The organism is Caballeronia sp. GAWG1-1, assembly GCF_023631465.1.
Classification (GTDB): domain Bacteria; phylum Pseudomonadota; class Gammaproteobacteria; order Burkholderiales; family Burkholderiaceae; genus Caballeronia.
Genome location: NZ_JALQDB010000030.1, coordinates 116,909 through 132,272, shown reverse-complemented (window position 1 = coordinate 132,272; position 15,364 = coordinate 116,909). Strand labels below are relative to the sequence as shown.

At 62.0% G+C, this 15,364-nt stretch carries 15 protein-coding genes; 3 read left to right on the top strand and 12 right to left on the bottom strand.

Annotation, left to right across the window (positions count from 1 at the left end; translation table 11 throughout):
* Positions 1-52: 52 nt before the first annotated feature.
* Both NCT03_RS21055 and NCT03_RS21050 read left to right on the top strand, forming a co-directional pair.
* Positions 53-460 carry a hypothetical protein gene (locus NCT03_RS21055; protein WP_244828839.1) on the top strand — a complete coding sequence of 136 codons (408 nt, stop codon included), beginning with the start codon at positions 53-55 and terminating at the stop codon, positions 458-460.
* Between the two features lie 104 nt (positions 461-564).
* Complete coding sequence (locus NCT03_RS21050; protein ID WP_250493764.1) at positions 565-1,548, top strand: glycosyltransferase family 2 protein; 984 nt, start codon at positions 565-567, stop codon at positions 1,546-1,548.
* Positions 1,549-1,557: 9 nt separating this feature from the next.
* Here NCT03_RS21050 and NCT03_RS21045 read toward each other — a convergent pair whose 3' ends face one another.
* On the bottom strand, positions 1,558-3,912 hold the full coding sequence (locus NCT03_RS21045) for a TonB-dependent receptor (protein ID WP_502800402.1): 2,355 nt from the start codon (positions 3,910-3,912) through the stop codon (positions 1,558-1,560).
* Positions 3,913-4,076: 164 nt separating this feature from the next.
* On the opposite strand from NCT03_RS21045, the gene NCT03_RS21040 reads away from it, so the two are divergent.
* The gene (locus tag NCT03_RS21040) at positions 4,077-5,114 is read left to right on the top strand and encodes a sensor histidine kinase (RefSeq protein WP_502800401.1); all 1,038 of its coding nucleotides are present in this window, start codon (positions 4,077-4,079) and stop codon (positions 5,112-5,114) included.
* On the opposite strand, the gene NCT03_RS21035 is transcribed toward NCT03_RS21040, so the two are convergent.
* The 11 genes from NCT03_RS21035 to NCT03_RS20985 form a co-directional block, all read right to left on the bottom strand.
* Positions 5,042-5,743, bottom strand: coding sequence for a response regulator (locus NCT03_RS21035; protein ID WP_250467555.1), 702 nt, complete (start codon positions 5,741-5,743; stop codon positions 5,042-5,044). The two genes, NCT03_RS21040 and NCT03_RS21035, sit on opposite strands and share 73 nt — an antisense overlap.
* A complete protein-coding gene (gene pqqE / locus NCT03_RS21030) occupies positions 5,740-6,939 on the bottom strand; it encodes a pyrroloquinoline quinone biosynthesis protein PqqE (RefSeq protein WP_250493762.1) in 1,200 nt (399 codons plus the stop codon). The genes NCT03_RS21035 and pqqE overlap by 4 nt, the downstream gene beginning before the upstream one ends.
* A 15-nt stretch (positions 6,940-6,954) precedes the next feature.
* Positions 6,955-7,263 carry a pyrroloquinoline quinone biosynthesis peptide chaperone PqqD gene (pqqD, locus tag NCT03_RS21025; RefSeq protein WP_250467553.1) on the bottom strand — a complete coding sequence of 103 codons (309 nt, stop codon included), beginning with the start codon at positions 7,261-7,263 and terminating at the stop codon, positions 6,955-6,957.
* Entirely contained in the window at positions 7,260-7,994 is a 735-nt protein-coding gene (gene pqqC, locus NCT03_RS21020) for a pyrroloquinoline-quinone synthase PqqC (protein ID WP_250493804.1), read from the bottom strand. Before pqqC ends, pqqD begins: the two co-directional genes overlap by 4 nt.
* Positions 7,995-8,034: 40 nt before the next feature.
* Positions 8,035-8,964 (bottom strand): pyrroloquinoline quinone biosynthesis protein PqqB, encoded by a 930-nt coding sequence (gene pqqB, locus NCT03_RS21015; RefSeq protein ID WP_250467552.1) that lies wholly within the window; start codon positions 8,962-8,964, stop codon positions 8,035-8,037.
* Between the two features lie 25 nt (positions 8,965-8,989).
* Positions 8,990-9,559: a cytochrome b gene (locus NCT03_RS21010; RefSeq protein WP_250493761.1), complete on the bottom strand. Its 570-nt coding sequence runs from the start codon at positions 9,557-9,559 to the stop codon at positions 8,990-8,992.
* Between the two features lie 69 nt (positions 9,560-9,628).
* Complete coding sequence (locus NCT03_RS21005; protein ID WP_250493760.1) at positions 9,629-10,447, bottom strand: formylmethanofuran dehydrogenase subunit C; 819 nt, start codon at positions 10,445-10,447, stop codon at positions 9,629-9,631.
* Positions 10,444-11,394 carry a formylmethanofuran--tetrahydromethanopterin N-formyltransferase gene (gene fhcD, locus NCT03_RS21000; protein ID WP_250493759.1) on the bottom strand — a complete coding sequence of 317 codons (951 nt, stop codon included), beginning with the start codon at positions 11,392-11,394 and terminating at the stop codon, positions 10,444-10,446. The genes NCT03_RS21005 and fhcD overlap by 4 nt, the downstream gene beginning before the upstream one ends.
* Positions 11,395-13,098, bottom strand: coding sequence for a formylmethanofuran dehydrogenase subunit A (locus NCT03_RS20995; protein WP_250493758.1), 1,704 nt, complete (start codon positions 13,096-13,098; stop codon positions 11,395-11,397).
* A complete protein-coding gene (locus NCT03_RS20990) occupies positions 13,095-14,396 on the bottom strand; it encodes a molybdopterin-binding domain-containing protein (RefSeq protein WP_250493803.1) in 1,302 nt (433 codons plus the stop codon). Before NCT03_RS20990 ends, NCT03_RS20995 begins: the two co-directional genes overlap by 4 nt.
* A gap of 234 nt (positions 14,397-14,630) precedes the next feature.
* Complete coding sequence (locus NCT03_RS20985; RefSeq protein ID WP_250493757.1) at positions 14,631-15,359, bottom strand: HisA/HisF-related TIM barrel protein; 729 nt, start codon at positions 15,357-15,359, stop codon at positions 14,631-14,633.
* Between the last annotated feature and the right edge of the window lie 5 nt (positions 15,360-15,364).

Here is a 15,364-nt window from a genome sequence, read left to right as displayed (position 1 = left end):
CGCTCAAGAGAGCGCTGGTAGTATCGGGACAGGCTCGACGGCGAGGTGCACCATGTTCACATTGGCCGAGGCTTTCCAGGAGCTCCTGGATTCGCCCTCACGTAAGCGTCTGTTGATCGCAGCTCAAGGCGGCACTGCCAATTGTCATTGGCTACCCGCATACGTCGGCAAGCATGGCGAGTTTCGTTGCGACCCGCGCGCTGCGAACATCGAAATAGACGACGATGCCGCCGAAGCAATCCGCCTCTTCTCCGCTGGTTCGCTTTCTTCATGCGCGCTCGTCGTGCATCTGGGTGAGCTTGGCGTCGGCGCACTCGTCATGGGTCCCGAATCGCCAAGCGACGCCATGCGCATGCTCGAACAACTCAAGGCCAACGCGCTTGGCCGCTTTGTCGAAAACTATCTGGCGGAATTGCAGCAGCGCAGGCCAGCTAAGGTTTATCCCTTCAAGCCGCGTTGAAAAATAATTCGGATGGCTGATAAAACCATCTTTGACAATTCGAAGCAAGAAGGCGCGGATAATGTCGAGCCGAACCCGACCGCGGAAAAGCCGCTGCGCTCAACATGCCAAAGATATCCGTCGTCATCCCGACTTACAACGCAGAGCGCTTCATCGTCGAAACGCTGCAATCGTTGCTGAATCAGGACGCCGATTTCGAAGTCCTGATTCTCGATGACGCGAGCCATGACGACACGCTCGCGCGCGTGCGCAGCCTGAACGACGCGCGCATTCGCATCTTTTCCCTCGAGCATAATCAGGGGCGCGCGAGCAACGCAAACCGTGGCTTCAATCTATGCCGTGGAGAATACATTGCGCGCATCGATCACGATGACATTGCCGAGCCGGGCAGACTTCGCAAGCAAGCGGAATATCTCGATGCGCATCCGCATGTCACCGTGCTCGGCACGCAAATCCGCCACTTCGGTGAAGATTCCACCGTCAGCAATTTTCCGCTCGAAGACGGCGAGATAAAGGCGCGTTTCATGATCGGCGCGGCTTACCTCGCCAATCCGAGCGTGATGTTCCGGCGCGCGTTCATCCAGCGCTTCGAGATTCGCTACGATCCGAATCTGCACATTGTGGATGATCTCGGCTTCTGGTTCGACTGCATGCTGCATGGCGCGCGCTTCGCCAACCTTGCAGAGCCTTTGACGGCATACCGGATTCATCGAGAGATGACGTCGTTGAATCTCGATGTCGTAAAGCTCTACGAAGCCAAGAAGCGCCTTTTCATGCGTATCTTTTCCACGTTCTTTCCGCGTCTCACCGGACATGACGTGCAACGCCTGTGTACGTTGCACGATTGGCCACTCAAGCCGGAAGCCGAACTCGATACATTGATCGACGCGTATCGCGCGGGCGGCGTCGCCCTTTCGCAGATCGACACGCGCTATGGTGTAAGCGCACTCGAACTCGAGTATCGAATGGTCGATATGCTCGATCGCAAATGGCGGGCGTCAGCACAGACCTATCCTCGTAGCGAAGAGGACAAGTTCCGCTGTCACCGCGCGATTGCGGAAGCGATGAGTCAACTCAAGCATGCTTGAGCGGCACACTCACTTCCACGCATAGCGCATCCCCACCCACACGCCACGCGGCGCGCCAACACCCAGAAATTGCTCGTTGGTGGTATCCGCGCCGTTGAACGTGTGATTCGGTCCGTTGAAGAAGTTCTCGCCAAGAATGGCGAAGTTCGCGTAGCGCTTGTTCAACAGATTCTTTACGGTCGCATAGACCTGCAACTGCTTGGTCACGTTGTAGGTCGTATCGAGATCGATCAGAAAGTAGCCGGCAATGCTGCCATTCGTGTCCTGATTGTTCTCGTCGCCGCGCGCGAAGATGCTGCTGCGATACGTGAGGTTGCTGCCGATATTCCATTGCGGCAGCGCGTTGTAGTCGAGTCGCACCTTGACCGTATTCGCCGGAATGCCCGGAATGCGATCGCCGGAGTGAACGGTGATATTGCCGCCGTCATCCGCGCTCGAATTGCTGGCGCTGCTCTCGGTCCATGTCGAACGATAAGTCGCGTTCACGTAGCTATAGCTCGCGGCCATGCCGACCGGTCCCCATTGCGTGCGGCCCGCGAGTTCGAAGCCTTGCCTGCGCGTCTTGCCCACGTTCTGAAAGTAGCCGAGCGTGCTTGCCGCGCCCTGGCTGCTGACGAACTGGATATCGTCGGAAAGGGTCGTGCTGTAGGCCGCCGCGCTCCATGTCGTCGCGTTGCCAAGGCGTCCACGCGCGCCCACTTCGAAGGTGCGCGAAATCACCGGCTTGAGGTCGGGGTCGGCGATGAAATCGTTCGGCAGCGAGCACGGTGCGGCCGGGTCGGCGCAAGCGAGTTCGATAGCCGTCGGCGAACGCATGCCTTCGTTATACGTGGCGTAGGCGGTGAAGGAGCGCGTCGGATTCCAGTTGAAACCGATAGCCGGATTGAAGCGCGAGAACGTGTGATTGCCATCGAGTAATGGCTGCACGCCGCTCTCGTCACCGATCACCGCCTTAGACCAGTTATAGCGCCCGGCGAGCGTCATGGACCATTGCTGCGTGAAAGAGAAGGTGTTCTCGAAGTAGATGCCCCAGTTCTGATTGCGCGTCTTGGCGTCCGTCTGCGGAACGAACGGACCCATGCCGATGGTCGCGCGGCTATCCGTGAATTCGGCATCCTGCGACGATTGCGAAAAATGCGAGTTGGCGAAGTCGCCCGCCGCACCGATCACCAACTGGTTGTCCTTGCCGAAGAGCTTGTTGAGCAAGGTGAGTTGCAGGCTTGCGCCGTAGCTGTCCGTGACGATCACCGACTGATCGTTGGTGGCCTGCGTGAGATCGATATCGTCGTCATCGTCGCCCTCCACGGTGCCGAAGTCGTCGTTGACGTTGCTGCTCACGTTCTTGTTGCGATAGTGACGGTAGTACAGATTGCCGCTCAACTGGATGTTCGGCGTGATGTAACGATCCGCCGACAGCGTGATATAGCCGACCTGATTCTCGTTGGTATCTGGGAACGTATAGGCTTGCTTGAAGTTGTTGAGGAACGAGCGCGGGATCGTCTGCGAGCCGTTTAGCGTGTTGTCCGCACCGCCCATCGAAAGGGAGATCGTCGTATCGGCGTCGGTGTAGCGCAGCTTGCCGAAGGCCTGGCGCAAGCGGCTCGAATTCTGCGCCGCCCAGCCGTTATCGTTCGTGATGTTGGCCGTGAAGTAGTAGTCGAGATGATCGCCGATCAACCCGCCTTGTTCGAACTGCGCCACCTTGCGGCCGAACGAACCGAAGCTCACATCCACCGCGCCGCCAGGGTTGTCCCGGCCGTTCTTCGTCGTCACCGCGATTGCGCCACCCAGCGTGTTCAAGCCGAACGTCGGGTTCGAGCCGGGAATGATCTGCATCGTGCTGATGGCGGCCTGCGGAATCAGGTCCCAGTTCACGACATCGCCGAACGGCTCGTTGATGCGTACGCCATCCAGAAACACCGAAAGGCCCTGCGGCGTGCCGAGCAGCGGCGAAGCCGTGAAGCCGCGATAGAGAATGTCCGTCTGCGATGGGTTGCCTTGCGCGTCGTTGATATCGACGCTGCCGACGTTCTTCTGCAAATAATCGGTGATGGTCTGGGAATGCTGCGCGTCGATCTGCCTGCCCTTGATGGTCTGCACGTTCGCGGGCACCTTTTCGAGCGGCGTGCCGACGCCGATGAGCGGTGTCGTGCCCACCACGACTACCGTGGGCAAGTCGGTATTCGGCGGCGGACTCGCTTCGACGACCGGTGCCACAACGGCGGGAGGCACCTCTGGAGCGCTTGCCGCCTGCGCCCATGCGCCGACGGTGATGCTGGCGAACGCACCGCCGAACACGAGCCGAAATCCGGCTCGGGGTTTGAACCGATGCGCTGACTTGCGCTCGCGCGGCATGCTTCTCATCGTCGTCTCCTCTTGTTATTGCAATGTCGGCTTGAGGTAAGTTCCTTTCATTGAAAGCGTCGCATAAGAACCCGCGCGCGCACCGGGAGCTTTTCCCGATTCAGCAGGGAAGCGTTCCCAATCGCACAAACGGTGTCGCGCCCGAGGATGAAGCCGTGCGTAGAATGCATTCCGTGATACCAAACGAATCTCTTCCCTCGCTCTCCGAACGCCCGCCCGCGCGTTCCATGCGCTCGACCGTATGGAGCGATCTCGCCTGCGTCGTTCTTATCACGGTGCTGGCCGGCATGCTGTTCGCGGCCTTCGACTTCAACGAGTTCACCTACCGATGGACGCGCAGCGCCGAGCGTTTCCAGCTCGATGAATTGCCCGCCACGCTCGTCGTGCTCGCAATCGGTTTCGCGTGGTTCGCGTGGCGGCGCTACCGTCAGGCGCAGCGTGAAGTTCGGCGGCGCCGGGCGCTGGAGGAAGAGGCGGAGCATCTGCTCGCGGAAAACCGCAGGCTCGCGAGTCAGGCCATTGCCGCGCAGGAAACCGAGCGCCGGCATCTCGCGCGCGAACTGCATGACGAACTGGGTCAGTACCTCAATGCCATTTCGCTCGATGCAGGGCGCATCCGCGATTTATCGCTCGAACGCGAGCCTGAAGTGCATCGTCTTTCGCTTGCGCTCATGCAAAGCGCGACGCATGTGTACCGCGAAATCGGCGGAATGATCCGCAAGCTGCGTCCGATCGGTCTCGATGAATTCGGCTTGCCGACCGCACTCGAACATTGCATGGACGGCTGGCGCGAGCGCTTGCCCGATGCGGTGTTTACGCTAGCCGTCGATGGCGACTTCGACAATCTCAACGATGCGCTCAACATCACGCTCTACCGTCTCGTGCAGGAAGGCCTAACCAACGTGTCGAAATTCGCGCGCGATTCACGCGTCGAGATTTATCTGGCGCGTGCGCCGGCAGGCGAGATCGTGGTGACGATGACCGACGATGGACCGGGCGTCGATCTCTCAAAGCCGCGCATGGGATTGGGTCTCATCGGCATGCGCGAACGCGTGGAAGCGCTCGGCGGCGAATTTCATATCGCCAGTCAACCCGGTGCGGGCTTCCTGTTTTGCGCGCGCGTTCCGGCTCAGGCGGGACTGCCGTTGCCTAGCGAACTGAACGAAGGAGCGAACGGCGCGTCGGTGAAATCGGCGAAATGAAGGCCTAGCCGGTTTGCTATTTGCGCGAGTTGCACGCCGTTATCGGCGCCGAATTTCTGCCGTATCACGGATTGATGGTTCGCCACTGTCTTCTGACTCAAGCCGAGTTTTTCCGCGATACTCGGCAATGTATAGCCTTGGACCAAGAGCCGCAGCACCTCGAATTCGCGTGCCGAAAGCTGACGTCCGGGCGGTCCTTCCTGAATGGTTGCGCGCAACGCCAGCGCCTGTGATATGTCAGGGCTTAGGTAACACACGCGCCGCGCGACGGAGCGTACCGCTTCGACCAGGACATCGGGTGCGCTCGCTTTCGTGACGTAGCCACGCGCGCCCGCATCGAGCGCGCGGCGCACGAAGATGGCTTCCTCGTGCACGCTGAAGATCAGGACATGCGCATGTGGCTCGCGCGCGAGCATGCGGCGCATGGCTTCTATTCCACTCGCGCCGGGCAGCGCGAGGTCCATCACCACGACATCCGGCTGCAAGGCGCAGAATTTCTGATACGCCTCCGCCGCGTTGCCCGCCTCGCCCGCGACGCTCACGTCGGGACTCAATTCGAGCAAGCGCTTGTAGCCTTCGCGCACTACGGCATGATCGTCCACCAGCAGCACGGCGATGTCGGCAGTCATGGTTGTCTCTCTCCGTTCTTGTTCGAATTGTTCTCGCGCGATTCGGCGGCAATGCGCCGCGAATTCGCATCGTTGCGAAACATGATCGGTTTTTCTTCCGGCTCCTGACGCATCGTGGCGGCCCGCACCACTTCGATCACGCGCTCGTGATGCGGGGACTTGTCGCAGACCGGGTCCGCGTTCGCGGGATCTTGCGTCAGCAGATACGCCTGACAGCGGCAGCCGCCGAGATCGATCGCTTTCTCGTCGCAACTGCGGCAGGGTTCTTTCATCCAGCCGAAGCCGCGAAATCGATTGAACGCATCGCTCTCGTACCAGATGTCCTTGAGCGGCGTCTCCGTGACGTTGGGGAACGTAAGGCCAGGCAACGAGCGCGCGGTATGACAAGGCAAGGCGGCGCCATCGGGCGCAATGCCGAGAAACACCGAGCCCCAGCCGTTCATGCAGCGCTTCGGACGACGCTCGTAGTAATCGGGCACGACGAAGTAGATCTTGCACCGGTCGCCAATCTCTTTGCGATAACGCTCGACCACCGCTTCCGCTTCCTGCAGTTGCTCGGCCGTCGGCATGAGCTGCGCGCGGTTCGCGTGCGCCCAGCCGTAATACTGCGTGTTCGCGAGTTCGAGATACTCCGCGCCCATGTCGAGCGCCATGTCGATAATGCGTCCGATATGCGGCAGGTTATAGCGATGCAGCACGCAATTGAGCACCATCGGAAAGTCGTGCGCCTTGATCATGCCGGCCACGCGCTTCTTGAGATCGAACGTCTTCGTGCTGGAAAGGAAGTCGTTGAGTTCCTGCGACGAGTCCTGAAACGAGAGTTGAATGTGATCGAGCCCCGCGTCCTTGAGCGCGGTGAGACGCTTGTCGGTGAGACCGATGCCCGACGTGATGAGGTTCGTATAAAAGCCGAGCTTGCGCGCTTCGCCGACCAGTGTTTCGAGGTCGTCGCGCAAGAGCGGCTCGCCGCCGGAAAAGCCCAGTTGCGCCGCACCCAGCGCACGCGCCTGACGCAACACGTCGAGCCATTGATCGGTGTTGAGTTCGCGCGTGTGATCCGCATAGTTCACCGGGTTGTAGCAGAAGGCGCAATGCAACGGGCATCGATACGTCAGTTCCGCAAGCAACCACAACGGCGGCGGAATGACCGCTGCTTCGGGGTCCGGCTTGGCAATCGGTTCGGACAAGTCAGTCATGCTTCACTCCAGCACTTACGCAAGCCAGCCGCGCGCGCGCGCTCCGGCAATGAAAGCCCGCACGTCGTCACCGAGATTGCTCGCGCCGAACGCTTCTTCGAGATCGGCGACGAGCTTCGGGATATCGCGCGTGCCGTCGCAGCGCAAAAGAATCTGCGCCGCGCTCTGATTGAGCTTTACCATGCCTTCCGGATAAAGCAGCACATGCGCGTCCTGCGCCGGTTCCCACTGCAGACGAAACAGGCGCTTGAGTTGCGGGCGCAACGCGTCGTCCGGCGCTTCGACCGCTTCCGTGATTCGTTGAGGAGGATTGGCGTCGCTCATTGCGGGAAGGCCTTTTCGATCGAATCCAGCATGGTCCAGAGGATGTCGAGCTTGAACTGCAGGATGTCGAGCGCGCGTTGTTGCTGCTCGCGCGTGTCGAATTGCGCGAGCGTGACTTCGAGCCCGTGTTCGACATCGCGCTGTGCAAGCGACACGCGTGAACGAAAATACGCAAGCCCGTCCGGCTCGATCCACTTGTAGTGCTCGGGCCACGTCGCAAGCCGGTCCTTGTGAATCTGCGGCGCGAACATCTCCGTGAGCGACGAACACACCGACTCTTGCCACGGCGCACGACGCGCGAAATTCACGTAGGCATCGACGGCGAAGCGCACACCCGGCGTCACGAACTTGAGCGACCAGAGATCGTCGCGCGAGAGGCCGACGGCATCGCCCAGACGCGCCCACGCCTCGATGCCGCCAGGCTGATCTTCGTAACCGTCGTGATCCAGAATGCGCAGCACCCAGCGGCGGCGCGTCTCGCGATCGGGACAATTCGCCATGACGGCCGCATCTTTCAGCGGGATGTTGATCTGATAGTAGAAGCGGTTCGCCACCCAGCCGCGAATCTGTTCCGGCGAACAGCCGCCGCTATTCATTTTCACGTTGAAGGGATGGTGGATGTGATACGCCGTGCCTTTCGCGCGCAGTTGCTCTTCGAACTGTTCGCGCGTCCAGGCGGGGCCGGCTTCCTTCAACGCGGTGAAGATCGGGCCGGTCGTGGGATTGAGCATCGGCGTGGCGGGAAAATCGGACATCCAGTTTCTCCGGAATTCAAAGCTCGAACGTCATGCCATCATGCGCGACTTCTATGCCGTGCTCGGACAGTATGCGCCGCTCGGGTCCATCCTCGATGAGGATCGGATTGGTGTTGTTGATGTGAATGAGCACTTTGCGCACCTTGCGCGTGTTTTCGCGGTCTATCGAATCCAGCACCTCGATCATGCCGCCCGCGCCGCTTTGCGCGAGGTGGCCCATGTCCGCGCCAGTTTTCTTCGTGAGGCCGAGGCGGATCATCTCGTCGTCGGTCCAGACGGTGCCATCGACGAGCAACAGGTCGGCTTCGCGCATGGCATCGAGCACATGCGGTTCGAGTGTCCCTAAACCCGGCGCATAGAAAGCACGCTTGCCCGTGGCCGTATTCGTGAACATGAGGCCGATGTTGTCGCCACGCTCGGGCGCCTCCCGATGCGGCGAATAAGGTGGCGCCTTGCTCGACAGCGGCAGCGCATCGACGGCAATACGCGGCAGCTCGGGCACCGTGAGCGAAGTGCCATCGAGCGCGATACGCCGCTGCTCCACGCCGCAGTAATGCGAAAGAATCGACGTAATGGGAAAGCCGGTGGAAAGGTCTTGCCACACTGCGTCGGTCGTATAGAGCGGCAGCGGTGCGCCGCGCTCGCGCAACATCAAGAGTCCGGTGACGTGATCGATCTGCGCGTCCATGGTGATCACCGCGGCGATTCCGGTGTCACGCACGCGCCGCGCGGGCTGCAGTTCAGGATTCGCCGCGATCTGCGCGAGAATATCCGGCGATGCGTTCACGAGCAGCCAGTCTTCGCCGTTGTCGCTGACCGCAATCGACGACTGCGTGCGTGCCCGGGCAGCAATGGTCCCGCGCCGCACGCCGTCGCAATTGCGGCAATTACAGTTCCATTGCGGAAATCCGCCACCCGCCGATGAACCCAGCACGCGGATCTTCATAACGCCTCGCTCAAAACCAGTGCCGTCATGGCCACATCCTTCTCAAGAGACCATCGCAGTCGATCAACTGATGCTTCAACGCACCAAGAAAATGCAACACGACCAGCGCGGCCATGATCCACGCCAGATAGCCGTGGATGCCGAAGAACAGGCCGCGCAACGCCTTGTCGTCCCAGCCCCATTGTGGCAGAAGCACACCCCAGAAGCGCGTGCCGAACTTGTTGAACGACGAACCGAGGTATCCGGTGAGCGGCATTGCCACCATGCCAACGTATAAAAGAGCCTGCGTGATGCTCGCGGCGGCGCGTTGCCACGTCTGCATCGGCGGTAGAGGCGGCCGGCCGTAGACCAGTCGCACTACGATTCGAAGCAGCACCAGCAGGAAAACGGTCAGGCCCAGCGACTTGTGGAAGTTGATGAGCGACGACTTGAAGGCCAGCCCGCGCGGCAGGCCGACCATATAGAAGCCGATGCACAGCATCGCGATGATGGCGATGGCGATCAGCCAGTGCAGCGCGATCAGCGGACGGGCGAAATGCTCGTCCGACGCCTCCACGCCGGGGCGTATGGCAGCGGGCGTTTTCGCTGCGCTCATGTCGTCTCTCCGTTGGAAGGGGTTCGGTCTCTTGGTAACGGGTCCACCGGGTCCATTCTTATCGTCTGCTCAACGCTTGGCGATCAGCAATTCCCCGCGTCCGTCGACAGCGAGATCGCCCGCGTAGCGTCGAGGCAACGCGCGCGAGTCGAGTGTCGCAAAAGGCGCCATCTCGCGGGCCAGCATGCGCGTGAAGAGCGCCCAGAAGACATCGAAGCCGTGACCGCCTTCGGTGAACGTCGGCGCTATGCGCGGCTCGTGAAATAGCACGAGCGTGCCGCGCCGCATGCCGTAGGCTGCATGCGCGCCGGTCTTGCCTGCAATACATACGCTACCCGCTACCATGCGCGACGCCGCGAAGTCGCCTGCATTGCCGGCGACGAGCACGGTGCCTCGTCGCATACGGTCTGCAAGACGCGCGCCCGCGTTGCCGTGAATCACGAGCGTGCCGCCGCTCATGCCGTCCATGTCGCCGGCTAAAGCGCCTGCCGCGAAATCGCCTGTATTGCCGCGCACTTCGAGGCGACCGCCTTGCATCTCGCATGCAGTGAATGCGCCCGCGTTGCCATGAACGTGCAACGCACCGCCTGTCATGCCCATGCCCGCGTGATCGCCAGCATCGCCATGCACTTCGATCCTGCCTTCGGCGAGCTTCGCGCCGATGCGATCGAGCCAACGCGCATCGCCTTCGACGAGCAGGGACGGCGTGTTTGCATCGGCTCTAGCGATGTCGAACAGTTCGCCAAGCGCGCAACGTTCACCCGCGCCCTGCAATTCCAGACGCGTCAATTCATCGGTGGATAAGTAAGCAAGCGCCGACGGTAGTAATGTCGATGCATCCACGCGAAAGCCCGGTGCACCTTTTACGCGCAATGTAATGGCGTTCATGCGCGGCTCCCGTCGATGCCCGCCGCCAATTCATGCAGCTTGAAGTGATACGGTCCGAGCTTGCCGCCATAGTTGCCTGCTGAAATGCGCAGCACGCCGCCCGCGCGGCCGATCGATGTTGCGGCTGCCATGCCCGCCGTCATCGCGGCGCCCACGTCCGCATCGGTCAATCCGTCGATGACTATCTCCAGCACGCAAGCCACGTCGCTCGTCAACTCGCTCTTCTTCGACAAGCCGACGAGCGTCGGGCAAAACGCATCGTTGGTCGATGCCGACGCGCCCGCGTACTTCGAGCCGATCTTCGAACCCGAGCGCACCACGCCGCCCGGAAACGGCGTGATGACGTTGGGCAAGCGATGCATCGCCGCGACCGCTGCCTCGGCCGCGGCAAGCGCGCTATTCAGGTCGCGCGCGAGCAACAGCAGATTGCCGCCGCCGACAGCCTTCACCGTCGCCGTGAATTCCTCGCAAACGAATTCGCCATCCATGACGGGCACGCGCCAGTAACGCGTGCCGTCGAGCATCTTCGAGATCTGATAGCCGTCGCCGAAAAAGCGCAAGCCTGCCCCGAGTGGCGCGTTGTCGGAGAGCGGCGCGCGGCTCGTCGCGGGATCGATGCCGCCATAAACCGCCGTCGTAGGACAGGTGAGCACGCACTGACCGACGCGCCGTGCAATCTGCTTGGCGAGCTCCTTCGACGATATCGCGAACATCAACACCGCGACGCCGGGCCTGCCGTCGGGCGTTTCATCGCCGTTCATGTCACGTTCGATGCCCGCCTCGCAGCCGCAATCGATCACGGAGGTCGCAAAGCCGGTCAACGAATTCGCCGCGTGGCGCGCCCACGTCGGCGTGTGCGCGGTGATGACAAGACGCGTCGCCTTCATCGGAAAGGCTTCGGCGAAGGTGTCGTCTATCTGTGTGTCGTTGATGCGAAGCGCGGTCATTCATCGACCCCCGCTTGCGTCGAAGCACGCGACCGGCAAGAGCCGTCCGCCATTGCAGCACGCGCAGATTTCGTCGTCGCCGATGGCTAGCTTCTCGAACTTGCTCGCGAGATTCGCTTCGGCGAATTTGCGCACGCGCTTTTCGATAGCGCGGTCGTATTCGGGCTGCACGTAATGAATGCCGCCCGTGGGCGTGGCGAGCAATGTGCCGTCACGCGCGATCAGTTCGCCGTCCTTGAACACGAAGGCGGGTGACGTGAACATGCGTTCGCGGTCCGCGTCTTCGCGATACACCGCGATATCCGCCGCCGCGCCTTCGCCGAGATGTCCGCGGTCCGTGAGCCCGAGCAGACGCGCGGGGCCGGCGCGCGTGATGATCGCGATATCGTAGAGCGAGAACTCGCGCTCGATGTTTCCAAGCGCGCTGGCGGTTTTGGCATCGGCGTGAAGCTTGGCGAGTTGTTCGTCGCGAAACGACTTGTCCATCAACAAGCGAATCAGATGCGGATAGCTCGTAAAAGGCGCGCCATTCGGATGATCGGTGGTCATCGACACTTGCCACGGATCGTCGACGAGCAAGAAGATTTCGAGGCCGATGATCCATTGCAGCGCATTCACGAAGCTCTCTTCGCGATAACGAAACGGCACGACGCCGCAGCCCGCATCGCATTCGATATCGCCCAGCACCCACTTGCGCGGATGCGCGAGCGGCGCGTTCTTGAACTGCATCATCGTGTCGCCGGAAGCGGTGACGGTCTGGCCGAACATGATCTGCCCGACGTCGATGGTCACGTTGGACCGTGCGTTGACCGCTTCGGCAATCGCGCGAGCGCCCGATGAAAACTTGCGCGGACCTTCCGTGCCGTAGCTATGAAACTGGATATGCGTGAGATGGATTGGCAGGCCTTCGGCGGCATCCATCGTCTTGATGGTCGATTCGAGATTGCCTGGCACGCCGAGATTGCTCGCATGCACATGCAAGGGATGCGGCACCCGCAACTCGGTCAGCGCGCGCGTGAGCGTACGCAGCACTTCGCGTGGCGTGATGCCGTAATGCACGTGCTTTTCATCGACATCGAGCGAGCGCTGATTGAACTTGAACGCCGAGATGCCGCCCGGATTCACCACCTTCACGCCGAGCGCCTTGCTCGCGTTGACGGTCCAGCCCACGTAATCGCGCAGACGTTCGAACTCTTCCCGCGCGGCGAGCATCCGCAGGAACAGTTCGTCGTTGCCCATCATCACGTAGGCGCCGTGATCGATGATCGGTGTATCGCCCATTTCCAGATGCGCGTGGCGCGCGGTGGAGGCGATCATCGCGGGTTCGAACGCGGCCGTGTAGCCCATTTCCGCATAACGGTAGCCGGTGGCGAGCGTGCCGGGCGTGCATGTGCCGCATGAAGGCAGGCGCAGATAACGGCCTTCGTCGTCGTTGCGTCGCGTTGCGAGCGGATCGTTGCGATGATCCTCGGGCAATAGCAGCCGCGACAGATTCGTCTTGCCGCCGCCGATATGCGAATGCAGATCGATGCCGCCCGCCATCACCACCATGCCGCCCGCGTCGAAGTCGCGTTCGGGCGCGATGGATTCGCCCGCTGCATCCGCGACGATGCGGCCATCGCGGATATAGATGTCGCGCTTGTGCCCATCGATTTTGTTGACGGGGTCGAAGACCACGCCGCCGCGCAGACGCGTGAGGCTCATGACGGCCTCCCGGCTTGCGTCAGTTCGCGTACGATGGCCGCAACGGTGGGATAAGCGGCATCGCGCGCGGCAACAAGCGGCGCGACCACGGAACCGTCCACGCGAAACAAGTGCCCGCCACTGTCGATGCCCGGCGTGGCCACGGGGATGAACACGGTAGGCGCGCGACGCGTGCCGACAACCGTCGCACGATGGCCAAGGACGATGGCGGGCACATCATCGTCAAGCGATGCAGGTAGCGCTTCGGGTGCGAAGCTCGACACCCATAACAGCGCATCGATCTCGCCGCGGCTCGCAAGCGTCTCGGTGCGATAGCGCCATGAATCGTGATCGAGCGGCAAGCCGTAGGCCACGCGCGTGCGCAGCGGAAAACCCGAGAGCCATGTGATGGCCTGATTCACCGTGAGTGCGCCATCGTCGCCGCCAAGGGCAAGCGCGCCGGCACGCGTCGTCTTGTTGAGCGCCTTGACGATACGGCTCAACGCTTCGATGGCCAACGCCGCGTGCGGGCCCGGCAGCGCCGCCGGCTCATGGATGATGGCCGTGTATTTCGCGGCCAGAATGCGTTCGGTAAGCGCGGCGAGTTCGCTGGCGGCGCCCGTGTCGTCGTTCAGCGCTGCGGGCTTTCGGCCTTCCACCAGCGCGGACCATATGGCGAGCATGTCGAACGGTTCGGCGTTTTCCAGTCGCGCTTCGACACGCGCGCCCGCTGCGGGATCGACGCCGCACCCGACGAACACGATATCCACGCCGCGATCTTTGGCCGCGATGCGCTCGTAGAAACGCGGATAGCGCCGCGCCGGTTCGCACGCGACAACCACGATGAGGTCGGCACGCGAACGCACTTCCGAGAGCGTCGTGAAGAACGCGCCACGGTCCTGCAACGCGAGGTTCGCGGCGGCGAGGGTATCGCCGTGCAGGTGATCGAGTATCGCGCCGCTCTGGGCGGCGAGTTCATAGAGCGCGCGTGCGCCGGCTACGTCGGTTGCCAGTCCGCCAAAGAGCGGCCGTTTCGCCACGGACAGGATTTGCGCGGCACGCTGGAGCGCCGACGCGAGATCGGTGGCTTGCCCGTCTACCGTCGGCGGGCAGGGCACGCCGGGCGCGTCGAGCGCTGCAAGGGACGAGGCAAGCCGAGGGCAATCGGTGTTTGTCGCCGCGAGTTGTTGATCGCCGGTGCGCTTCAGCGAGATGTCGTCGCATAGCAATGGGCAGAACGGGCAGGTCCAGTTCCGTTGCCCTCTGTCCTCGGGCGACGACTGCGAAGCCGCGTTCGATGTTGTGGGAGATGCGTGCATGGGGCTGCAAAAGAGCAAGGTCCATGCCGATTTCACGCGGTGCTCCTGCGTGGTCGACAGGTCGCGCTGCCGATACTGCATTACCCACATCTGCAACGGCATTGTTCCGCAATGAAACACACTGTCACCCATGCACGCCCGGATGCAACAGCGGCATCCCGCACGCTTACAAAGCTCTGGCGTCGTGTTTGATGAGACATAACGGCGCGTGCCGCGCTTGGCATGGATATTGAGTCAACCTTCCGACGAACGGTGCTGGCCAAATAGCAAGGCCGCATCATGAAGCGCCGAAGCAACGAGCCAGGCCGCGGCGCCGCTGTGCTCCGCAACCACGAGATCATCACGATGACGAATGCCGCCCGCGCCGATGAGTTCGCGCGAACCCGCGAGCGCCTTCACTGCGGCGAACGTGGTCAAGTCCGGTCCCGCGCACGCGCCGACCTGATCGAGCGTCATGACGATGACGCGCGACGGCCACCAGTCGCTGCCCGATGGCGTCGACCCGAGCGCGCGGCCTGCGTGATAGTCGAGCGAGAGGATCGGGTCATGGTTTGCGGCAAGGGCTTCTTCGAGGGCGTTCGGATCGAGCAGGCTTTCGGTGCCGAATACAGGGACGACACGAGAACGGGAGGACGAGCGCCTGAATGAAGCGATGCGCTCGAACAAGGCCTGCATCGGCATGAAGCCGGTATAGCCTGCATCGAGCCAGATGGAAACGCCGTCGCCCAAAGCATCGCAAATGGCGGCTAGCACAGGCGCGTGATCGCCGCGCTCGAGGATCGCGCCGAGGTCCGCGATGTAGAGCGTGCGTGAGCCGGTCGCTTGGATGAGCGCGGTGGCGACATCGACGGGTGCGCTCGTCGTGCACAACGAGGACCGGATGGGCCGATAGCCTGAGCGTTCGCCGCGCACCGCGCGCACCGCGTGGCCGTCGAGCAGATCGAGAACGGGTATCACCTGCATGGATG